The organism is Staphylococcus sp. HMSC061G12 (genome assembly GCF_001838465.1).
Taxonomy (GTDB): domain Bacteria; phylum Bacillota; class Bacilli; order Staphylococcales; family Staphylococcaceae; genus Staphylococcus; species Staphylococcus simulans.
The window spans coordinates 1-23,518 of sequence record NZ_KV837135.1; the positions used below are offsets into that span (position 1 = coordinate 1).

At 34.1% G+C, this 23,518-nt stretch carries 19 protein-coding genes and 1 pseudogene; 10 read left to right on the forward strand and 10 right to left on the reverse strand.

The window, feature by feature from the left end:
* Window positions 1-38: 38 nt before the first annotated feature.
* From HMPREF2937_RS08970 to lpdA, 5 genes are all read right to left on the reverse strand, one after another.
* Window positions 39-1,229: a restriction endonuclease gene (locus HMPREF2937_RS08970; protein ID WP_070864418.1), complete on the reverse strand. Its 1,191-nt coding sequence runs from the start codon at window positions 1,227-1,229 to the stop codon at window positions 39-41.
* Between the two features lie 359 nt (window positions 1,230-1,588).
* Window positions 1,589-2,842 carry a dihydrolipoamide acetyltransferase family protein gene (locus tag HMPREF2937_RS08975; RefSeq protein ID WP_070864419.1) on the reverse strand — a complete coding sequence of 418 codons (1,254 nt, stop codon included), beginning with the start codon at window positions 2,840-2,842 and terminating at the stop codon, window positions 1,589-1,591.
* A gap of 18 nt (window positions 2,843-2,860) precedes the next feature.
* Entirely contained in the window at window positions 2,861-3,901 is a 1,041-nt protein-coding gene (locus HMPREF2937_RS08980; RefSeq protein ID WP_070864420.1) for an alpha-ketoacid dehydrogenase subunit beta, read from the reverse strand.
* A gap of 20 nt (window positions 3,902-3,921) precedes the next feature.
* Window positions 3,922-4,869, reverse strand: a complete 948-nt coding sequence (locus HMPREF2937_RS08985) for a thiamine pyrophosphate-dependent dehydrogenase E1 component subunit alpha (protein ID WP_002480079.1) — start codon at window positions 4,867-4,869, stop codon at window positions 3,922-3,924.
* A 23-nt stretch (window positions 4,870-4,892) separates the two neighbouring features.
* Window positions 4,893-6,245: a dihydrolipoyl dehydrogenase gene (gene lpdA, locus HMPREF2937_RS08990; RefSeq protein WP_070864421.1), complete on the reverse strand. Its 1,353-nt coding sequence runs from the start codon at window positions 6,243-6,245 to the stop codon at window positions 4,893-4,895.
* A gap of 431 nt (window positions 6,246-6,676) precedes the next feature.
* Here lpdA and HMPREF2937_RS08995 point away from each other — a divergent pair, with 431 nt between their 5' ends.
* Window positions 6,677-8,425: a DUF2075 domain-containing protein gene (locus HMPREF2937_RS08995; protein WP_070864422.1), complete on the forward strand. Its 1,749-nt coding sequence runs from the start codon at window positions 6,677-6,679 to the stop codon at window positions 8,423-8,425.
* Window positions 8,418-8,756 carry a nucleotide pyrophosphohydrolase gene (locus tag HMPREF2937_RS09000; protein WP_070864423.1) on the forward strand — a complete coding sequence of 113 codons (339 nt, stop codon included), beginning with the start codon at window positions 8,418-8,420 and terminating at the stop codon, window positions 8,754-8,756. Before HMPREF2937_RS08995 ends, HMPREF2937_RS09000 begins: the two co-directional genes overlap by 8 nt.
* Before the next feature lie 35 nt (window positions 8,757-8,791).
* Here HMPREF2937_RS09000 and HMPREF2937_RS09005 read toward each other — a convergent pair whose 3' ends face one another.
* The 4 genes from HMPREF2937_RS09005 to argF form a co-directional block, all read right to left on the reverse strand.
* Window positions 8,792-10,021, reverse strand: coding sequence for a transposase (locus HMPREF2937_RS09005; protein ID WP_070864424.1), 1,230 nt, complete (start codon window positions 10,019-10,021; stop codon window positions 8,792-8,794).
* 2,236 nt (window positions 10,022-12,257) lie between these two features.
* On the reverse strand, window positions 12,258-13,826 hold the full coding sequence (locus HMPREF2937_RS09010) for a YfcC family protein (protein WP_031262850.1): 1,569 nt from the start codon (window positions 13,824-13,826) through the stop codon (window positions 12,258-12,260).
* A 490-nt stretch (window positions 13,827-14,316) separates the two neighbouring features.
* Window positions 14,317-15,249: a carbamate kinase gene (gene arcC / locus HMPREF2937_RS09015; protein ID WP_002480072.1), complete on the reverse strand. Its 933-nt coding sequence runs from the start codon at window positions 15,247-15,249 to the stop codon at window positions 14,317-14,319.
* 14 nt (window positions 15,250-15,263) lie between these two features.
* Entirely contained in the window at window positions 15,264-16,268 is a 1,005-nt protein-coding gene (gene argF / locus HMPREF2937_RS09020; protein ID WP_070864425.1) for an ornithine carbamoyltransferase, read from the reverse strand.
* Between the two features lie 469 nt (window positions 16,269-16,737).
* Here argF and HMPREF2937_RS09025 point away from each other — a divergent pair, with 469 nt between their 5' ends.
* The 4 genes and pseudogenes from HMPREF2937_RS09025 to HMPREF2937_RS09040 all read left to right on the forward strand — a co-directional run.
* Window positions 16,738-17,763, forward strand: coding sequence for a DUF4352 domain-containing protein (locus HMPREF2937_RS09025; RefSeq protein ID WP_070864426.1), 1,026 nt, complete (start codon window positions 16,738-16,740; stop codon window positions 17,761-17,763).
* Window positions 17,764-17,991: 228 nt separating this feature from the next.
* Window positions 17,992-19,029, forward strand: a complete 1,038-nt coding sequence (locus tag HMPREF2937_RS09030) for a DUF4352 domain-containing protein (RefSeq protein WP_057510292.1) — start codon at window positions 17,992-17,994, stop codon at window positions 19,027-19,029.
* A 38-nt stretch (window positions 19,030-19,067) separates the two neighbouring features.
* Window positions 19,068-19,418 carry a DUF4064 domain-containing protein gene (locus HMPREF2937_RS09035; RefSeq protein WP_023016211.1) on the forward strand — a complete coding sequence of 117 codons (351 nt, stop codon included), beginning with the start codon at window positions 19,068-19,070 and terminating at the stop codon, window positions 19,416-19,418.
* A gap of 3 nt (window positions 19,419-19,421) precedes the next feature.
* A pseudogene (locus HMPREF2937_RS09040) lies at window positions 19,422-19,822 on the forward strand (protein rep); the annotation flags it as partial.
* A gap of 284 nt (window positions 19,823-20,106) precedes the next feature.
* Here the strand turns inward: HMPREF2937_RS09040 and HMPREF2937_RS13505 are convergent.
* Window positions 20,107-20,283, reverse strand: coding sequence for a DUF2992 family protein (locus HMPREF2937_RS13505; RefSeq protein ID WP_306807043.1), 177 nt, complete (start codon window positions 20,281-20,283; stop codon window positions 20,107-20,109).
* Window positions 20,284-20,548: 265 nt separating this feature from the next.
* On the opposite strand from HMPREF2937_RS13505, the gene HMPREF2937_RS09045 reads away from it, so the two are divergent.
* The 4 genes from HMPREF2937_RS09045 to HMPREF2937_RS09060 all read left to right on the forward strand — a co-directional run bounded on the left by HMPREF2937_RS09045 (window position 20,549) and on the right by HMPREF2937_RS09060 (window position 23,450).
* Complete coding sequence (locus HMPREF2937_RS09045; RefSeq protein ID WP_070864428.1) at window positions 20,549-20,803, forward strand: hypothetical protein; 255 nt, start codon at window positions 20,549-20,551, stop codon at window positions 20,801-20,803.
* A gap of 138 nt (window positions 20,804-20,941) precedes the next feature.
* Window positions 20,942-21,142, forward strand: coding sequence for a hypothetical protein (locus tag HMPREF2937_RS09050; RefSeq protein WP_023016213.1), 201 nt, complete (start codon window positions 20,942-20,944; stop codon window positions 21,140-21,142).
* Window positions 21,143-22,221: 1,079 nt separating this feature from the next.
* Entirely contained in the window at window positions 22,222-22,383 is a 162-nt protein-coding gene (locus tag HMPREF2937_RS13745) for a hypothetical protein (RefSeq protein WP_002480067.1), read from the forward strand.
* Window positions 22,384-22,523: 140 nt separating this feature from the next.
* A complete protein-coding gene (locus HMPREF2937_RS09060; RefSeq protein ID WP_070864429.1) occupies window positions 22,524-23,450 on the forward strand; it encodes a DMT family transporter in 927 nt (308 codons plus the stop codon).
* The last annotated feature ends 68 nt before the right edge of the window (window positions 23,451-23,518 follow it).

Sequence of the window (23,518 nt, forward strand, 5' to 3'; positions counted from 1 at the left end):
TAGAAGTCAGAACATTTATGTCCCGACCCCTTTTTTGACTAAAAGTTTGTAAGATACGATAGAAGCTTTTTCTCAGAAGTGATATAACTTTTTTTGAGAATTTTTATAATATCTGTTGCTGTTAAGATAAGAATACGTTTTTTGTCCTCTACAATCTCTTTATAAGCTTGTGCTCCTAAAAAGCTAGTTGTTATAAACACACCGAATTCATCATATTTCAGGCGTGATATAAATCTTGAAGTCTCTTTTACCCCTACTGAATTTGTAGTTTTATAACATTTGGCTTCTAAAATACAAGGTAGGTTCACTTTATTACTATTGATGCCTATTGAATAATAACCAATTGCATCTCTACCTCCATCTCTTACTTTTCTCGTTTTTTCAAAATGGAAATTATTATCCATAGTGGATACTAATTCCACAGCTAGAGATTCAAATCGATAAGGATTATCAGAAAAATGATCAATTATTATTTCCATCATTTTTTCTTCTGTTTTGGAATCAAATGAAATTTGTGATTCTTTACTTCGAACATAAATCTCATTAGGAGCTTCTAAAACCATTTTTTTAGTAATAGCATTTTTCTTTTTATATTTAAGCCAAACTTTTGGCGCAAATTTATCACTGTCATCAGGAGAATTGATTAATGCATCTAACCATTCATGATGAATAATTTCTTCACCTGTATTTAAAATAGAAAAGCGAGCTTCATAATTTTGAAATCTATTGCCATTGTCATCAGTTCGCCAAATTGCTGTAAGTAAAGCTTCACTGCTTTCTCCTATGATATGAGGTACTAGAAGACCAATAAATTGTACACTGCGAGTACTATTAAGAGTTGGAGATTTCTTAAACATAAAAATAGGAAGGTGGGTCCAGTCGTTAGTTTCGTCTAGCCCCCAGATATACTCCAGTTGTTGATTTCCTTTTTTCTTTGTATTTTTAAGCTCTGTCCCTGCAGTTCTATTATCACCGAAATAAGTAACAGTACCAGTTTCTTTATTAATTTCATCTGGCCAGTTTATATCTTCTCCAGAAGTATACAGCACTAAATATGCAGGGGTTCTATTTTTATTTAACCTTAGACGAAATCCACCGCTATTACCTGTATTTGTTATTTTTCCTATTACTTCATCGGAAACATTCCCGGTGTTTCCACCTTCATATATTGCATCAATAATTAAATCGGAATTTTTAACCCTATCAAAAGGTATAATCGTATTACTCATAGTATCACCATCAATTGAACTGTTATTTGTGTATATTGCGTTCTATATTTCCCTTACTATAATGATACTAATAAACTCCACTGTTTGTCATTTCTTTATTTCTTAAAAGTTATTTATTAATGAATTTTGTGTCTTTTAAAATTTAATATTAATGACCATTCTAAATAAGTAATACAGAATGTTGAAGATATCTCTTATGAAATTAATAATTACCTCAAACGTGCGCATAGTATTTAATTACTACGATATTAATGGTGAGCTAGGTGGGTAAAATGGATGGGAAAAGAAAGACGAAAATTAAATAAAAAAGCATCGGAATTATCGTAAGTACTTATGATAATTCCGATTTTATTCATGTTCTATAAAATTAACAAATATGGATTTTCGATATACTTCGCAAGCACTTTTAAGTACTCTGCAGCATCAGCACCATCTAATAACTGGTGATCAAATGTTAGACTGAGTGGTAAACGTTGAATTTGCTTTACATTGCCATCCTGTATAACAACTTCTGATTGCATAGCACCAACACCTAGGATGCCCGCTTCCCCCACATTTAAAATTGGAGTAAAGTACTCAATCTCACTTGTACCCATATTCGTGATCGTAAATGTAGCACCAGATAAGACAACATCATTAGTTTCACCATTGCGTACTTTTTCTGCAGCATCTTTAATTTCATTTGCTAATGCACCGATGCTTTTACTATCCGCTTCTTTAATCACAGGCACCATCAGTCCATCATCTAATGATGTCGCAATACCTAAATGTACTTCATCAAATTCTTGAAGCTCACCATTTTCATAGCGGACATTAATTTTTTTATACTCTTTTAGTGATAATACTACAGCCTTAGCGAGCAATGCTGTGATAGATAACTTCACATCTTGTCCAGCATTACTTAACTCTGTAGCTAATTTTTCTTTAAATGAAAATAACGGATCAGCATTAACTTTACGGTGCAGAGTAAGTTGTGCTGTTTGTTCGAGACTCTGACGCATATTTTGAGCAATACGCTTACGTATTGGATTTAATCCTTCTCCTGCAGTAGAAGATGAAACAGAAGCAGCAGAAGGTGTATCAGTTGTTTCTTGGCTCTCTTTATCTAATCCATTTTCAAGAACGCGCTGTATATCAAGTTTAGTAATTCTTCCATTTCCGCCTGTGCCTTCGATACGAGAGATATCTAAATTGTTTTTATCTGCCATATTGCGTGCCAGAGGAGAAATGAATATACGTTCGCCTTTATTTTGAGTAGCACTAACTTCTTTAGGAGATGGAGACTCGTTAGTATCATTTGAATTCACATCTTTTTCTTCAGAAGTTTCATCTTTTTCTGAACTGTTTTCTTGCTCACTTTCTTCAACAGTCTCTCCGCTTTCTCCTATAACCCCAATAGGTGTTTTGACTTTCGCTTCTTCACCAGCTTGAGTAGTGATTTTTATAATAGTTCCGTCAGCAGGGGCTTCAACATCTTGTGTTAGTTTTTCTGAACTGATTGAAACGATGATGTCACCTTTATTTACTGAATCACCTTCTTGTACATGCCATTCTTCAACAGTTCCTTCTTTCATTGTCATGCCTAGTTTAGGCATCATAATATTTGTGCTCATTTTATCCACCCCCTTAACTTAAGATTTTACTTTCTTTAAATCAGCAATTAGTTCATCAGCTACATCTAATACTTTTTCTACACTTGGAATGTATGCTTGTTCTAAGTTTTGAGCGAATGGTACAGGTGTATCTGGAGCAGTAACTTTTTTAATAGGTCCATCTAAGTAATCGAATCCAATATCACCAATTACTGAAGCGACATCTCCAGCTATATTACATTGAGGATTAGATTCATCTATCACAATCAAACGACCTGTTTTCTTTACTGATTCTAATACCGCTTCTTCATCCCATGGAGAAATTGAGCGTAAGTCGATGACTTCAGTTGAAATATTATCTTCAGATAACTTTTCAGCAGTGTCTAAAGCTGTCTGTACCATTTTTCCTATTGCTACAATTGTTAAGTCATCGCCTTCTTGTACAACATTAGCTTTTCCAATCTCAACAATATAGTCTCCTTCAGGGACGTTACCTTTCATACTTAGTAATGTCTTGTCTTCTGAGTAAACAACTAAATTATCGTCTTTAATCGCTGCTAAAAGTAATCCTTTAGCATCATATGGATTAGAAGGGACTACTACTTTAACACCAGGAATACTAGCGAAGATATTATATAGTGTTTGTGAGTGTTGCGCAGCGGCACCAGCGCCAGCACCATGAACAGTTCTAACTACCATTGGAATCTTGGCTTTACCACCAAACATGTATCTCATTTTTGCACCTTGGTTTAAAATAGGATCAAGTCCAAATCCGATAAAATCATTGAACATTAATTCTGCCACTGGTCTTAAGCCTGTTGCAGCAGCACCGACTGCGGAACTTAAAGTAATATGTTCAGCGATAGGTGTATCGATTACCCGATTACGTCCATACTTTTTTACTAACCCTTTAGTTACACCGAATACACCACCGAATGAATCATCATCTTGTAAGTGATCTACATCTGCACCGCCGGCTACATCCGTTCCAATTAATATAACGTTTTCGTCTTGTTCCATCGCAATATCCATTGCTTCGTTTACGGCTTTCATAAATGTGATTTTACGTTCTTCTCCCATTGTCAGTTCCCCCTTTAAGCTTATGCAAATACATCTTTATATAAAGAATCTAAATCCGGTAATTCACTATTTTCACCAAATTCTACTGCATCTTCCACAGCTTTCTTCGCAGCTGTTTCAATCTCATTTGCTTCATCTTCAGTTAATAAGTCATTTTCGATAGCATACTTTCGGAATTCTTCAGTTGGATTACGATCAGCATTTCTGTCTTCTTTTGATTTTACTTTTTGTTCATCGCCTTCAAAGTGTCCATATTTACGATAAGTATCGCACTCTATAAGCGTAGGACCTTCGCCGTTTTTAGCACGTTCAATAGCTTCTTTTGCTGCATCATATACTTCTACTACATTCATTCCATCTACATAAACACCAGGCATGTTATAAGCTGAAGCTCTCTCAGCAATTGTTTCTGATGCACTTGCATATTTATGTGTAGTACCTTCACCAAATTGGTTGTTTTCACAAACGAAGATAACAGGCAGGTTTAAAATCGAAGCGAAGTTTAAGCCTTCATGGAAGTTTCCTTCGTTTGCTGCACCATCTCCAAAGAAGCATACAGCAACATTATTTTTGCCTTGGTTTCTTAAAGAAATACCAGCACCAGTTGCTAAGCCGAAACCGCCACTTACAATACCATTGGCACCGAGCATACCTTTATCTATTTCTGCCACGTGCATTGAGCCACCTTTACCATGGCCTAAGCCGTCTCGTTTACCCATGATTTCAGCCATCATACCGTTTAAGTCGCAACCTTTAGCAATAGCATGTCCGTGTCCTCGGTGTGTACTCGTGATATAGTCATCATCTTCTAATAAAGCCATTACACCCGTTGCGACACCTTCTTCGCCAACGTATAGATGCACGAATCCAGGGATTTCTCCTTTACCAAATATCTCATGTACTTTGTCTTCAAATTCACGGATTTCATTCATTGTTTTATAGATCCAGCGTGCTTCTTCTTTATTCATAACTAATTCCCCCTTAAAAATAGCTATTTATGAATTGCTTTATTTAGATAACTATCTGCAGATTCTCCCATTACTTCTAAAAGAGAAGGGTGAGGTTGAATCACTTGCGATAATTCTTCTATTGTTCCTTCAGATACTTTTACACCTAGCAGTTCACCAATTAACTCAGTAGCATTAGGCCCGGTAATAAAACCACCTAATATTTCACTATATTGAGTATCGATAACGAGTTGAATAAAACCGTCAGTCTCTCCCTCAATCAAGGCTTTAGCATTACTTTGGAATTGAGCTTCGACTGTTTTAACTTTATAACCTTGTTCTTCTGCTTGTTCTTGAGATAATCCTACTGAAGCGGCTTCCACACGCGTATAGATACAACGTGGAATCATTTCATTTTGAATTGCTTTAGGTTTTAAACCAGCAATACTTTCTGTTGCCACGATTCCTTCAGCACTCGCAGCATGAGCAAGCTGATAACTATTTACTAAATCTCCAACGGCATAAATGTGTGGGATACTAGTTTGATAATTTGTATCAACCTTTAAAAATGATTTTTCATCTTTTTCGATATTGAGCTCATTAATGACTTGAAGGTTCGGTTTTCTGCCAGTAGCAACAAGCAGGGTATCAAAGTTAATATCTTTTTGATCTTTTAATTGGATATGATCTTGGGTAACTTTATCAATTGTGCATTGCGTTAAAATTGTAATGTCTTGAGAATCTAAATGTTCTTTTAATACGGAGCGGATTTCTTTAGTTTCAGTGAGTAAGATATCATCAGCGACTTCAATAATTGTCACTTTAACACCTAAGTCAGCCATTGATGATGCAATTTCTGTAGCAATAACGCCACCACCAATTACTGCTAATTGCTTTGGTAGTTTTTCGATTTTGAAGATAGTGTCTGTAGTGTGATAGTTTGTTTCTTTTAGTCCAGGGATAGGAGGAACGAATGGAGTACTGCCAGTTGCAAGAATAATGTCTTTAGCCTTGATGGTTTGCTGATCAACTTTAATGGTTAAGTCTTCGTTTACAATTGCTTCACCTTTAATCTGATCAACTTTGTTTTGTTTAAGTAAATGCTCAACACCGCCAGTTAATTGAGAAATTACTGTCTTCGATCTAGAGAGCAATTTAGAATAATCTATGTCTAAATTTTCAGTGTGTATTCCCCAAGAGTCAGCAATGTTAATGTTTTGAACTTTTTTACCATATTCTAATAATAATTTGGATGGTATACAGCCAACGTTTAAACAGGTTCCCCCAAAATACTGTTTTTCAACGATAGCTACTTTTAAACCTAATTGTGCTGCTCGAATAGCAGAAACATAACCACCAGGGCCAGCGCCAATAACAACTAAGTCATATTGTTTCAAATTATCGCCCCCTTAATATAAAAGATGGAAACAAGTAAACATTCACTATGTAAGCGCTTACTTAGTTTATTTCTATTCTACTTAATATTTTCTAAATATTCAAATAAATATATGTCGTTTCTGAAAAATTACGAAAAGGGTGAATAACAATTCATGAAGAATCCAATTATTGATATTAAAGATAGAAGGAAATTTTGATTTTAAAAAAATGGCGGATATGTAATTGTGGTTTACTAAATAAGAATCAATAAATAAAACTTAAAACCAAGACAAAAGAACATGAAAGAACAATACATTGTGTATAAATGTATTTTGGAAGCTGAATCGTATGGTGGTTTTATTGTTTTCCTATTCACTGACACTTATAATTATCTTAAACAGGTGTGTAGTATTTAATTACTACAATATTAATGGTGTATTAGGTGATTAAAATGAATAGGAAAAGAAAGCCGATAATTAAACAAATAAAGTATTCAATGGAGGATTTAAATCATTTTGTGGACGTATGGGAAGGCTCTGAGGATTCGAAGTATCTGTTGAAGTATCCTACGGTTTATATCATTAATGATGATAAGCAAAAGGGTTTTAAGGTGTATGTAGGGGAGACAGCTGATATTAAGGAGCGTACTTCTCAGCATTTATTGACGGATGCGAAGACAGTACCTTATTGGGCAGATTTTTCGTTGTCGTTAACGTCGACTATGTATGTGATTGGTCATCGCTATTTCAATAAATCTCTAACGTTAGATGTGGAGAATCGTTTGATGCAGTATTTATCAAGTGTTGATAGCATTGAATACATCTATAATAAGAGAGCAAACCAACAAAACGATTATTATACAGCTGATCAATTAGATGATATCTTTACGGATATTTGGAAGAAGTTGAATAAAGAGAATAATATTTTGTTCCCAGTAGAAAGTATTATTAGAGATTCAGCGATATTCAAAGCTTCCCCGTTTCATAAATTGACTCAGGAACAAAATAAAGCTAAAGAAGCGATAACGGGTAAGATTAAAGTAGCGTTACATAATAACTTAGAAGAACAGCTGGTGTTGGTAGAAGGTGAAGCGGGTTCAGGTAAAACTGTATTAATGAGCAGCTTATTCTTTGATTTAAAACGTATGTTGTTAGAAGAAAATGATAACCAACCTTTAAGTGTGTATTTGTTAGTCGATCATGATGAACAATTAAAAGTTTATCAAGAAATTGCGAAGAAATTAGGGTTGTATGATCCAAAGAATAAAAAACAAGCGATAGTAAACAAACCTACCAGCTTTATTAATCAGCGCAGTACTGAGGATAAAGTAGATGTAATCATTGTAGATGAAGCGCACTTATTATGGACACAAGGTAAGCAATCTTACCGTGGACAAAACCAACTGAAAGATTTAATTGCCCGAGCAAAAGTAGTTATTGCGGTATTTGATAGAAACCAAATCTTAAGTACTGAACAAGTGATAGAAGCAGACCAGTTAGAAAAATTGGTGTCAGAAACTAAAGCAAATAACAATCACATACATCTTAATAATCAAATGCGCATCAATAGTAATGAAGATACTGTAGATTGGATTCGTCGCCTCATAGATAAACAAACCATTGATAATATTCCTGAAGATGATAAGTATGATATTAAAATATTTGATCAACCTAAGCAGCTAGAACAAGCAATACGAAATAAAGCTCAATCTCAAGACTCTGGTATTTCACGTTTACTCGCAACGTATGACTGGAAGTATAATAGTAAAGCACCTGAAGACGCGGATTATTGGCGTGTACGTATTGGTGAATGGAGCATGCCTTGGAACAGTCAACTCAAAGTTAGTAAACGAGAAAAATCTTTATCTTGGCCTGAACAAAGTCAAACTATTGATGAAGTAGGTTCAACATTTACCGTACAAGGCTTCGATTTAAATTATGCAGGTGTGATTATTGGTCCATCTGTTAAATTTAGAGATGGTAAAATTATTTTTGACGGTTCAGAGAGTTATAATCAAAAAGCAACTAGAAATAGAACGCTCTCAGATAACACTAAAGCTAAATTCACAGAGGAATTGCTTAAGAATGAATTAAACGTCTTATTAACACGCGGCGTCAACGGCTTATATATTTACGCAGTAGATGAAGCTTTGCAAAATGAACTTAAACGTGCCGCTAATGGAGGTATAGACCATGAATAATACAGAACAACTCATCCAAGAAATTAATGATTTTCGTAATGCGAGAAACTGGAGACCTTATCATAATGAAAAAGATCTCGCAATTTCTTTATCGCTTGAAGCATCTGAACTTTTAGAACTGTATCAGTGGAAACAGTCTGAAGAAGTCAACGAGACAAAGCGTGAGCGTATCGCTGAAGAGTTGGCAGATGTCTTGATATACAGCTACATGATTGCGGATAACTTAGAGATGAATATTGATGATATTATCCGCGAAAAGTTGAAGAAAAATGCGATTAAGTATCCAGTAGAGAAAGCTAAAGATTCAAATAAAAAATTTACAGAGTTATAACATGTGAGGACTGCTTAGCGCAGTCCTTTAATTATTTAATAGAGCTCTCTGTTTTTAAGCTTAATGCGCTTAAAGAAGTTGTTGAACTCCAAGTGTTTCATAAAACAAGAAATCGCCAGTTCTGCTGATTCTGGGCTCGCATAAACATAAGGGCATTCACTCATTTTCTTAACTTCTTTATTGATACGTTCTGCGCTATTACTTGTCAGTACATAGTTGTAGTTAGGTGCTACAGGTATCGTCAGATATGTAAAGCAGCTTTCAAAGTATTGATTTAATAAATTTATACCTTCCTTAAAATTTGGATAGTCTTTCGTTATTTTTTCTAATTCTTTTTTGATTTCGACATTGACTTGGTATTCAGTATTAGGCTCGAATAATGCAGCTACCAGTTGACGTGCTTGTTTCGCAACATCTTTTGGCGGTTCAGCATAGTCATCAGTATTTAAGACACGTTCAAAAGCTTCATTCAACGCAATTCTTATAGATCTAGAACATACTTGATATTTCATCGTTGGAAGATGTTCTGAACATATTTTCATTAAAGCAGGTGATAAGTCAGCTGAAATCATTAAAGGCGGATTCATCCCACGATTTTTCAATTCATTGAAGAGTTGTGTCCAAACCACATTTTCTTCTTCAAAAGAAACAGTCAAAGTTAAAATATCTCTATATCCATATTCATTGATGCCAGTGATTGTATAGAGTTTCGCAAAGTCAATATGTGCACCGTCAAATACAGGGAGTTGAAGGGCATGCGCATGGATAAAGTGATAGTGAGTACAATCAAGCAAACGTTTGCGCCATGTATTTGTTTTAAGACTCAATACACTTTTTAACTGAGAGATGTGAGATTCAGTGATGGAGTGTCCCCAAAAATAATAGAGCGCATTATGAATTGAACCTTGTGTTAAACCATGAACATGATTTTCCAGCAATGAAATACACATCGCTGCTTCAGGTAATGCATAACTTAAGACAACAGAAGGTTCGAATTCAGTGAACAGACGTTTAGGAAAGTTGATATCCAGTTGCCCCATTTTAAGACGATAACCTTGTTGGTAAGCTTCAGTAGTTAAGTTTGAGATAGGGATATAATTGTCACGTAATATTTTTACTACGTTGAGTGGATATTCGTGATGAAGATGTTGTGTTAAAGAAATCAACTCTTTCTTTGAATCAATATCCATGTTGCTTTCTTTGATTTCAGAAACTAAGTTTGAAATAGGGTAGGTCATGTGCGGTTCTTTATGAAATTGAGTCATGAAAATATTCTCCTGTCTGGATGTCATTGAATTAATAATGTGTAAGCTAAATTGAAAATAAATTAATTTATAGTCATGTAGAGCTTATTCATAAGCGCGCACCTGTCAGTTGGAAGTAAAGATTGAAGTTATGAATTGTGATACTCGTAAATTCATGTATAGGGAGTATGTATTGGATAAAATATGGCATATTAAAATTTCCTTTCTCTGATGTCTAAAATTAATATGATTTGGAAATAACTGCGATAATCTTAAACAAGACTGAGTTATATTATGTATCAATTACGTGTTTCTAAGTTGTTCAGTTAGTTTGTGAATCAATTAGAGTATTACCTGAAAATAAAATTACAATGTCGACTGTCGACTAAAGGGAAAATAATGTGATATTAACGTAAGAGGAAATGGTATTGAACGCTATGAAATAAAGTGAGTTGGATATAGCGTTATATTTAAGTGATGTACCTCAAAGAGAGGTAATGAGATAGTTGAATTATAAAGTGCTTTTTAATTTTTGTAAACACCTTTTTCGATAAAATAATAAAACAGTTTGATAATACTGAATTTCAAACAATGAAAAAGGACTTAGAATATAAACAGAGAGAATGTTTGAATGCCTTTAAATAGCTGCTTAATATGATTTTAAAACGTTTGATGTATTCAATGAAAAGCTAACCATTCTTTTGATTAATTGAATATATTGCAAACGATAAGAAGATGTATGTTTTTATCAGAAATTAAAGCGTGGTTACATTCATTTAAAATTTAAAATATTAGATTGACAATAGAAATAGGGGAGTGCTAAGATTTTAGCATGTAGTCTTTCCAAGAAGCTACATAACCGTTTCTAGCATGAGACTAGACATTCTATTCTGATTGGGCTGGATCATAAAGTTATCTTTATGGTCTGGCCTTTTTGCTTTGTTAGAAACAAAAAACCGCCCAAAAGGGCGGGTCATCAAGTTGTGAATTTAAAAGTTGCGCTTCAAAACAAAAAAGAAAATGACAGCATCTTTGTCTTGCTTTGAAGACAAGAAAAAGTATATAGGATAACTTTTGATAAGTAAAGAACTTTTATTAAAAAAATCACGATAATATTTTACTTCATATATAGCGAAAAAATTATCGTAAACCACAAAGGTTTTTTCAACACTAAAACTCGAAAAACACAAATTCAAGATTTTTTTGATATTGCTAAATTACTTTAATCGTTGTTGTGGTGCGGTTTTAGAAAAATAACATTTTTTACTTTATGATAGTGATAACCACCAAGAAATTGTATGAAACCGTAATGATTGTAAAAAAATCTATAAAAATTTTAAGATTTTTCTTGACTATCAAAAAACATGATGCTAATATTTAGCCATGCACAAGACAAACACCTCTCAAAAAAGGAATCCAACTTTGATACAAATTGAGAGAAAAACAGGCCAAAGTCCAATTTGTATTTGCAGCTGTGAAAGGTGCGCGTACTGTGCAAGATTGAATTGCTGAGTTTATAAATAGAGATCGAACTTCATGAAGGTTTAACAGCACAGTAATTCAATTGACCTGACCGATTAGGTTTGTAGCTGGTAAAAAAATAACTAACGAAAGGCAATCTTTCGCATAACGGTTATATTATTTCTGGTTAGAAATCCAGTTAGACAAACATCGGTATTAGAAATTCACTCCTTCTTTAAGGATACAACTATTATTTACAAGTTCGTATCACAATGAGATATAGAAAATTTGTAATACAAAATTCGAGAGAAAAAGAAAATGAATTTTTATTTGAGACATAGAGAGAGAAATCGTCACAAATAGGATGCGTAAAAAAGTTAGTGTCCCTATTATTATTAAACACCATATAGGTGGGTTTAAATTGATGCAGTATGAGAAAAAGAGAATTACTGCAGCGGTTTAAACCACAGCTTTAAAATCAAGTAGAATTTTTTAAGATATGTTGGATGCGTATCGTAAAAATCATTAGATTTAATAACTTTTTATCATTCATAAGTGTGGAGGCTTATCGTAATTGTTTACGATGAGCCTCTTTTATTTATACATAAATTTGTTATTCGTCAATGTAATAAAATATTACTTGTTCAGCGATCCATTTACTATCACTTTTTTTACTGGATAGGTACACTAATTTTACTGTTTTGCTAAAAAATCATGAGTTTCTTCCTATTATAATTGTAAAAGCAGAGACCTATTCAGATCTCTGCTTCAGAATACCTATTTAATTTTGTTTTAATTATGAGTAGATTAATACTTGTGTTACTAACATTGCACCACCGAATACAAGTACGAATACTACAACCGGCCATACGAATCGGAACCAGTGTGAGTATCTCATATCCAACATTTGTAATGTTGCCATTACAAGTCCTGTAGGTGCTAAGAATAACATTGCGTATTGTCCGAATTGATAAGCAGTTACAATAACAAATCTTGGAATACCAACAGTATCTGCTAGCGGTGCAAAAATCGGCATAGATAGTACTGCTAGACCAGAAGATGATGGTACGATAAATCCTAGGAAGAAGAAGATAATCAATAAGATAATAATGAATATCGGACCACTCACATGAGATACGATGTCAGATGAGAATTTCAAGATTGTATCTGAAATTAACCCTTCATTCATAACTAAGTTAATACCACGCGCTAAACCGATGATTAATGATACACCTACTAAACTAGAAGCACCATTAATAAAGGCATCGACTGTTCCTTTTTCTCCTAATCCTTGTTTACCCATACCTGCAATGAACATGATAATAATCGTTACAGATAAGAACATTGCGGCCATGACTGGGAACCACCAACCTTGAGTCATTACACCCCAAACCATAAGTGGGAATGGGATAACGAACAAGATTAAAATGATTTTCTTACGCCAAGTGAATTGATCCGCATGTGCATCTTTACCCATAACAGACCATTGTTCATTGAATTTCTCACGGTCTTCATAAGAGTAAGAAGCTTTTGGATTCTTTTTGATTTTTTGTGTATACCAATATAAATAACCAATAACAAAGATTGCACCAATGATACAACCTGCGATACGCCAGTATAGCCCTTCAGTGAAGGCAATACCTGCAGCGTTAGAGGCGATAACTACTGAGAATGGATTAATTGTTGAGAAGGTTGTTCCGACGGAACTGGCCAAGAATATGGCCCCTACACAGACAATTGAGTCATAACCCATTGCTATGAATATTGGCACCAGTATTGGATAGAAGGCGACGGCCTCTTCCTCAATACCACACAAGGTTCCTCCGAGTACCATCAGGATAGAAACCATGAAGATGAGCATAAACTCATGACCTTTAGTCTTTTTCGTTAACGCAAGTAATCCAGATTCAAATGAACCACTGGCACTTACAACACCAATTAGTCCACCGAGTACAAAGATGAATACCATAATATCAACGGCTTCAATTGTTCCGTGAACCATTGCGCTTGTAATTTGGTCAGGTCCTGCTGGATTTTGTTTTAATCTTTCGTAAGTATCTGGGATAGAAATAGGTTTATTAATTGCACCGGATTCAAACTGTTCTATGTTGATTTTGACGCCCATTTTATCTAATTCTTCTTGGGTTCCCGGCACTTTCTTAATTTCTTTATGAGGGTTTTCAATTTTTAATTGATCAGACCCTGGTTCATAAGATAATTTAGAATACGCACCCGCTGGAATCAGCCATGTCGCAATAACAGCAACGATTGTTAAAATGAACAAAATGGCAAAGGCACCAGGCATACGAAGTTTAAATTTTTTCTTCTTTTTAGGGGGCTCTGTTGATTCTTTAGCAGCATCCATTTGATTTGCATGATCCATTATAATCATCTCCTTATAAGCAAGGGAATCTCAAAAATGCAGTTATCATATTCGAATGTCAGATAAAAAAGACAAGATACATTTTATTCAGCCCATACGCTTTATTTATATATTAGTTCCAGCTTCAAATGTCATAGAGACTATCGATAGATATATAGACTTTGACATTCTTCGGCTGTTAAATTTATATTCAAAAGCTATCCAACGCAGGACTTAAAAAAGTTATCAAAGATTAAAGTGTAAGAATACTCTTTATTTTTGCGTAAAATTTTTTTGAATCAGCGAGATCCGCTCATTCAAAATTCTGTGTATGATAGGACTTGAATATAAATTATGTAACAAAATATTTATAAAAGGCCTGAACAAGTTGTAACAAATGTGAGATTGTTCAAGCATGTTCAGGCACTTTTTATAATCAATATATCTGTCATGATTCACTATCTATTGAGCATTACCTACCATCAATAGCGAATTATTTTGTAATCACTGTACCCACTTTACCTTCTAATGCAGCATCTAGATTTTCTAGAGAAGTAATGAGTACTTCGCCTTCTGGGTTCTTTTCAATGAATTGAAGAGATGCTTCAACTTTAGGTAACATACTACCTTTAGCGAATTGACCTTCTTCAATATATTTTTCCATATCAGCAGTAGTGACTTTAGTTAATTTTTCTTCGTTTTCTTTACCGAAGTTGATGAAGATATAATCGACTGCAGTTAAAATGATTAACTTATCAGATTTGATGTGTGCCGCAAGAATCGCACTTGATTTATCTTTGTCGATTACTGCGTCTACACCGTGTAAGTCGCCGCGGTCGTCTTTAACAACAGGGATACCGCCGCCACCACCAGCAATAACGAGTGATCCGTTATTGATTAAATCTTCAATACTTGGTAGCTCAACAATTTCAATTGGCTGTGGAGAAGGGACTACACGACGGTAGCCACGGCCAGAATCTTCTACGAATGTGTATTTACGTTCTTTAGCAATTGTATCTGCTAAATCTTTGTCATAGAATTTACCAATTGGTTTTGTTGGATTTTCAAATGCTGGGTCTTCTTTAGAAACCACTGTTTGTGTGACTAAAGTCACAACAGGTTTCTTAATATCTAAATTGTGTAGTTCGTTTTGTAAACTTTGTTGTAGCTGATAACCAATGTACGCCTGACTCATTGCACCACATTCTGGGAAAGGGAAGGCTGGACCTTGATCATGTTCTGCCGCAAAGTTTAATCCTAGGTTGATACTGCCGACTTGCGGACCGTTGCCGTGACTGATGACTACTTCGTGGCCTTTTTGAATCAATGCTACAAGTGATTTTGATGTGTTTTCCACTAGCTTTAATTGTTCTTGTGGGGAATTGCCTAAGGCATTTCCTCCTAATGCTACTACGATTTTAGCCATACTTTATGTCCTCCTTATCCAATATCTCCTAGAGTCGCAACCATCACAGCTTTGATAGTGTGCATACGGTTTTCAGCTTCTTGGAATACAACAGAGTGTTTGCCTTCGAAGACTTCATCTGTAACTTCCATTTCTTTTAAGCCGTGTTTATCAAAGATTTGTTTACCGATTGTTGTGTCAGTGTTGTGGAAAGAAGGTAAGCAGTGTTCGAAGATAACACGTGGGTTACCTGTTTTTTCGATCATGTCTTGGTTTACTTGGTAAGGTTTCAATAATTTGATACGTTCTTCCCAAACTTCGTCTGGTTCACCCATAGATACCCAAACGTCTGTGTAAAGTACGTCTGAACCTTTAACACCTTTATCGATGTCGTCTGTTACTAAGATTTCGCCACCGTTTTCTTCAGCGATTTCTTTACAACGGTTCAATAATTCATCCGTAGGATTCAATTCTTTAGGGCAAACAAGGTTGAAACGCATACCCATGATTGCTGCACCTTGCATCAACGCATTCGCAACGTTGTTGCGGCCGTCGCCTACGTAAGTGAAGTTGATTTCGTGATAAGGTTTTTTCAATACTTCTTTAGCTGTTAAGAAGTCAGCTAATACTTGTGTTGGGTGATCTTCGTCAGTTAAACCATTCCATACCGGCACGCCTGATTCTTCAGCTAATGTTTCAACAGTACGTTGTGAGAATCCGCGATATTCGATGCCGTCATACATGCCGCCTAAAACGCGAGCTGTATCTGCTGCTGTTTCTTTTTTGCCCATTTGAGAACCAGTTGGTCCAAGATAAGTAGTACTTGCACCTTGGTCAGCTGCCGCAACTTCAAATGCGCAACGAGTACGAGTTGAGTCTTTTTCGAAAATTAATGCAATGTTTTTTCCTTTAAGTGTTTGTCGCTCAATACCTGCGTATTTTGCACGTTTTAAATCTTCTGATAAGTTCAGTAGGAACTCCATCTCTTTCTGTGAAAAATCTAATAATGTTAGGAAATGTCTATTTCTTAAGTTTTGCATTCTAATACAACTCCTCTATGTGATTGATTTCACATTAATTGTAAACGCTTTCTATTGGTTTCGTCAATGAAATTTTGCACAATTATTTAGTTATAACTTTAAATTTGTCTGAGAAGTTAACGTTATGCATAAGGTGTCTTTAAAGGTGCATTTTTAGCGATAACAAAAAGAAAAATATTCATTTATTTGTATGAATATATGACTCGCTTTTATTTGTATTACCTATTCCGTGTAAGTTAACCCTTTTTTGTTCAAAATCAACAAAAATTAATAGAAAGAAAATCGCTGAATTCCTATACTTTCAGCATTTTAAACGTGGAAATAAAAAATATTTCACATGAGCTTAACAAAAACTTAAAAATAGATTGATTTTGGTTAAAAGTAATATAAGATAGTGTTATATAAGAAAATAAATGTCTCCATTAGACATCTATGATACTTACAACTAAGACAGAGCGGAGAGATATCAATGAAAAAACTTTGGTTAATTGTAATCAGTGCATTATTTTTATTAGCGGGCTGTTTCGGTTTGAAATCACATGATCAATCAGACGAAACAATTAAAAAAGGTAAAGCCACTGATCAAATGCAGACATTCAAAATTAGACAAATAGTAGATGCCGATGGTGTGGATGTTCAAGTTATCAAAGCAGAATACATTAATAACTACAGTGATATTGATGCACCAAAGAACGGGAAAGCATTACAAGTAACTTTGAAATTTAAAAATAATAATAAACCAAAAGTGGTTGTGGATTCTAGCGCATTCGCAATGACGATTAGAGGAGAAACGTATCCAGACTGGGTTGGCGGTAATCATTCAGAAGGAAGTTTCACGCATCAACTCAGTCATGGAAAAACTGCAGTAGAATCTTTGACGTTCGATGTACCAGACGCTAAAGTCTATACATTAGAAATGGATGCGCAGTTTAAAAAGAAAAATGTTAAAGGTAAATGGAACATCCACCAAGCAATGATTAAAAAAGGTGACAGTCAAAACGATACAAATAAAGCAGCAGCATCTGATACTAAAGAGAAAGGTTCTAAAAAGTCATCTAAAGAAAAAGACTATCCTTATTCTGCCGATGAATATAATGCGTTAGTTGATTTATACAATGCCTTCACAAAAGGTGAGCGTATGAACCATGTCACACGTGGAGTTACGAACAAAGAATACAATGATTTAGCTGATCGTGTAGATAAATTGCTAGAAGATTATGGAGAAGAGCTTGATACTGCATATCAAAAAGCAGTAAAAGAAGAAGAGGCTGAATGGCAAAAAAATCAAGACCGTATCAATAAAGAGTTTGAAGCAGAAATGAAACGCCAAGATGAAGTCAATGCGCGTGAAGAAGCACAACGACGCAAACAAGAAGAGGCGGAACAACGTGCTTATGAAGCTCAAGTACAACGTCAAAATGAACAAGCTGCACGTGAAGCTGAAGCGCAAAAACAACAAAATACGAACAATCAATCTCAAGATGATTCACAATAATTGAAAAAGCTGCCTATGGCGGCTTTTTTATATTTATACATAGTATTAATTTGAATTACCTATACTCTAAAGTATTAATTAAAAAATATTCACTAAATCTTCATAAATATTCGAAAAAAGATTGCTTTTACTTAAAAGTATTATAAAATATTCCTATAAAGACAATTTGATGATAAATGCATTGAAATGTCATCGTTTCACAACTAAATACAGAGCGGAGAGAGAAAGATGAAAAGACTTTGGTTTTTGATGATTAGTGTATTATTTTTATTAGTTGCCTGCAGTGGCGCAAAGTCTGAAGAAAAGACAGAAGGTACAGAGGCAAGAGGTAAAGCAACAGAAGAAATGAAAACATTCAGAGTAGGGCAAATCGTTGATGCTGACGGTGTAGATGTTCGAGTAGTTAAAGCAGAGTATGTAAATGATTATGAAGATTACGAAGCACCTAATAACGGTAAAGTATTAAAAGTGACATTAAAATTTAAAAACAATAACAGCGATCAAGTACTTGTAGATTCTAGCGCATTTACAATGAACGTCAGAGGAGAAACGTATCCAGATTGGATTGGCGGAGATGGTACAGATGGTATTTTCTCTCATCAATTAAACCAAGGTAAAACTGCGACAGGCACTTTAACATTTGATGTTCCAGAAGCCAAAGTCTATACCTTAGAAATGGACACGTATTTTAAAACTGCAAATGTTAAAGCGAAATGGAACCTTCATCAAGCAATGATTAAAGATGGCAGTTATAATGAAGCTGACAGCCAATCGGATACGAAGAAAGATAAAACAAAAGCTGAAGACGATAGCGAGGATTATCCATACACAGCAGAAGAATACAATGCGTTAGTAGATGAATATAACGCATTAACAGATGGAGAAAGAATGAACCACGTTACACGTGGTGTCACAAATAAAGAATACAACGATTTAGCAGCACGTATTGATAAACTTTATGATGAATTAGAAGCAGAATGGGATAAAGAATATCAAAAGCAACTTGAACGTGAAGATGCAGAATGGCAAAAAAACCAAGATCGTATCGATAAAGAGTTCGAAGCAGAGATGAAGCGCCAAGATGAAATAGATGCACGAGAAGAAGCACAGAGACAAAAACAAGAAGAAGCTGATCAACGTGCCTATGAAGCAGAAATGAAACGTCAAGACGAACAAGCAGCACGTGAAGCACAAGAACAAGCGAAATTAGATGCAGAACTTCAAAAACAAGAAGAAGCAGCAGATCAAGCGATGTTAGAAGAGTAGATAGAAATAAATTTTAGTTTTAAAGGTGAGTTATAAAAATGGATGAATTAAGATATGAAAAACCTAGAAACCGTATCGCAGAAATTGTATTAGGCATTGTCGGCAGTATATTTGGGATTATTGGTGGGATTTCCACATTAATGGTCGCAAGTGCGAATGAAGCTGTCGGAAATGCTGGAAGCAGTGATATCTATACGTTAGGTATTATCGTTATATTGATGAGTATAGCGACATTCATAATTAGTTGTTTAATTAAGAGAAAGCGTGTATTAATGAGTATCTTGCTCATTATCGCAGGTGTACTAGATTTTTTCTTAATTGGTATCTATGGAATCATCGCAGGTATTCTAATCTTAGCTGCGGGTGTCTTAGCGTTATTACGTAAATAATGCAGTTATAATCAGCATATGCATGTGTTGTTATGTGTTGAAAACAGTTACTTTAAGAATAAAGATAATTATATTTCTCAAGCAGAATGGGTTAAGTTATGGCAAAAAGCACTTAAGGTTAATTACAAACTTGTAGCAAATATTAAAGCGATCAAGCCAAATAAAAAAGGTGATTCAGATATACAAGCAGCAATCAAAGAGACATCAAAATACTCAGTGAAGTCATCAGATTATTTAACAGGAAACAAAGAAAAAGATATGGAAATTGTGAGTGATTTAGAACAAGGTTTGTACAGAAAACGTATGTTGAGTTATGAGGGTCTCTTGAAGAAAAAGCTTATTCAATTACTGCAATTAGGAATTTCGAAAAGCAAAATTACTTCTTAAAAAATTTACAGCACTAGCGACAAAGTTAGTGCTTTTTATTTTGAAAAGCGCTATACCGCTAGAAATGTCTGGCTTCGCCAGATCATACATTTTTAAATGCGTGTATATTTCCCATATGCTCTTACAAGAAAATTAGTCTCAAATCGAAAATTTGATATTTTTTACAGAAGTCTTCCTTTGCCGGAACTAAAAATCGAGTTACTTTTTGAGTGATTTTATCTAAAATTTTAGTTTGCGTGTAAATGGGCAGTATCTAAAAATCAGACACTGATTTTGCTTACTTTTTTCTTTTGTTCTTTTGCTACTTGTGTTGTAATCTTTTCGGATTAATTTTCTTAGATGACTTACTTTTTGCTTTGCTTTTATTTATTAAGGTTAAAAGCTTTTTGTTTATGAATTTTAAAATAGTTTCTTTATCAGGATTTGTGCCAAATTTATATTTAGCCAAAACCGATTTTTTTATTCTCCGTATATTCAATTAATCCAATAAAAAATTGACTGTCATGAAAAAATGTAAGTTTCATGTTGTCCCTCCTCTGTTTTTTCATGAAATGATGGATGACCTGAGAAGGAAGGTTATTAACAAAAATTTATATTTTGCATTGGGACTAACAACCCAATTGTGTTTTTACATTCCATAGTTTGATACTAACAAAATAATGAGATTTGGAAACGACTTTAAGAAAATTAATCGATAGTGTATCATATAAATTGATTTAAAAATAGTAGTAAAGGTGGTTTGTATGCAAAAGAGAGTTATTAAAGGTATTAAAGAAGGTTTATATGTATTTGTTTTAACGGTTATAGTTGCTTTAATTCTAAATTTTTCAAACTTAAATTATGGACATCATAAGCTTTGGGAGTATTTAGGGAACTTCAGTATAGTTAAAATTTTTAATGATAATGCTTTAAATGGTTTTATTGTTTTAGGTTTTCTAATTGGTTTTGTTGTGTTTGTTTTAGCTTTGTTTTTTCCTGAAAAAGATAAAAAACAATAAGTGTTTTGGTATGTGATTGTTAAGGGTTCAGAGGCTCGTTGTCAATAAAGCAATCCTGAGTATAACAATATTGTTAGTTTTGACCCTGCTTTTATTTGTTAACCTTAGTGTAAATAAGGTTTATGGAGGTTAGAAGTTATGGTTTTAGATATTTTAGGTTATGTATTTGGGATAGGTTTTATTGTATTTGGAATTTCAGCGTTAGTGATTTGCGGGTCTGAAGTTTATAAAGTTATAAGTAAAAGTAAGAAAAAAGGTGATTATAAAAAGAGTCTTTATTTTGCTGGAATGGCGATTATTTGTGCAATAGCTTTGATTATTATAGCTAGTGTTTTTTAAGTTTTAGAAACGAGTTGAAAACGAGTTTCTTCTTGTCTTTATACATATTAGTAATAATTTAAAAATGTATGCATATTTTCCTTATGCTCTTACAAGAAAATTAGCCCCAAATCGAAATTTTGATATTTTTTACAGAATCTTGCTCCTGTTGGAACTAAAAATCGAGTTGATTTTTGAGTAATTTTATGTAATATTTTAGTTTGCATGTAAATGGGCAGTGTCTAAAAATCAGACACTGATTTTGATTAATCTTTTGCTTTTTAGAATCATGATATATTTATTTAGCTCTCATTTGCGTTTTAAGAGCTGATAAATAATTTCGGATAAAAAGCTCTGTAAATATCTTACGGAACTTCAGAATGCCCCCTTAAAATTAAAAATAAGGGCATTAAAAAAATAAAAGCCATCCCAGATAAAATTGGATTGGCTTTTTTCTTTCGTACGGTCTATTTATTTTTCCTTCGACGCCGTATCGTCGATGAAATTCAAAAAAGTTATGGGCTATAAATCTACATCACTTTTTAAAAAATGCAGTAGCAATATTCAACACAAATTAATTTTTGTAACTGCTCGGAATATCTCAAGCCGTTTCTTTGAATTTAAAATAAAAAAATTGACGGAGAGCGATTGCGATTTCAGCACACGTTCGGACAGAACGTATAAGTGCGCCCTCACAGGATTTAAATAGATTATAACGGCGAAATGTAGACCTGTAAAGCAAAAACTATTGTGATAAGATTTGCTGGAAAGGAGTTTTATTTTTGAAAGTCTTTTTATCTTTTATGTATTTTTTTATCTCATTTTTTGTTTTGACATCTTTATTAGATTTAATATTGCCGATTGAGTTTAACTTGTATGCAAATTTGATTTCCGCATTATTTTTTACATTACTTATGACGCCGTTTTTTGTTGTGTTGAAAAGATTGAAAAACAAAAAGTAGAACACGCATTTATGCCGAGAAAATTTATTGATCAATGAGAAGAACCCTTAACTAAACTTGAAGACGAATGTCGGCATAGCGTGAGCTATTAAGCCGACCTTCGACAAGTGTTGGGTTTGTTAAGGATTTAGAGGCTCGTTGTCAATAAAGCAATTGGAATTAAGTAATAAAAAACGTGTCTTAATGGGTGTTTTACTTGTTATAGGAGGCGTACTAAACTTTATTTTCATTGGTTTATTCGGAATTTTATCTGGTATTTTAATACTTGTTGCAGGTATTTTAGCATTAGTACGTAAATAAGAAGAATAATTGGGAGCTGCCGCATTGGCAGCTTTTTTAATTGTTGAAAAAATAGAGATTAGGAGATTTCACAACAGAGATTTCTAATAGGTTTGAGTTATGCTATACTATTTTAATCATTGTAGGAAAGAAGGGCGCGCATGCTGTTTTTATTTTTACTGGGTTTAGTTGCAGGAATGGTGGTTCCTGTACAAACTTCTATTAATACAAAACTAATACGCTATACACACTCATCATTTTATTCTTCAACAATCTCATTTTCAGTCGGCGCTCTATTTTTATTCATTGTAAACTTGATTATTGCACCTGGTCACTTCACATTAAGTTTCTTTTCTGGTCAATCGTTTAATTATACGTGGTTCGTTGGAGGACTATTAGGTGTCTTATTCTTAACAGGAAATCTATTACTGTTTCCAAGGCTAGGTGCGTCATTGACAGTCATTATAACCATTGCTGGACAAATTATTATGGGTGTGATGATTGATACCTTTGGTTGGTTAGGAGCTAAAATAGAACCATTCACATTCTTAAAGTTGATTGGTGTCTTATTGTTATTTATTGGCATCATTGTGATGAATTTTGTTAAACATCAACCTAAAGAAGAAAAAGCTAATAAAGTCTTACCGTGGTTAGCCATAGGATTTATCTTTGGGTTTGCACCACCGATTCAAACTGCAATCAATAGTCAGTTGGGACAACAAGTACATAGTTCGTTATTTGCGTCATTAATTTCATTCTCTGTAGGGGCAATCGCATTAATTATCATTACAGCGTTTGTAAATCGTTCATTTAAATTATCAACTTATGAACCAGAAGTAGGTAAAATCAAACCAGTTTATTTTATTGGCGGGGTACTTGGTGTGGTATTTGTCACAGTGAATATCGTTTTAATGCCACATTTAGGTGCTGCATTGACGACTATTGTCGGAATGCTGGGCCAAATGTTAATGGGTGTCATAATTGATCACTTCGGCATTTTAGGTGCGAAGAAAAACAAGATTAATGTACGTAAGATTTTAGGAATCATATGTATCTTCATAGGCATCGTCTTACTAAGATTCTTCTAAATTCATATTAAAAAGAACGTTTTTACGACAGGTAGAAACGTTCTTTTTGTTATATAAATATAGCCCAG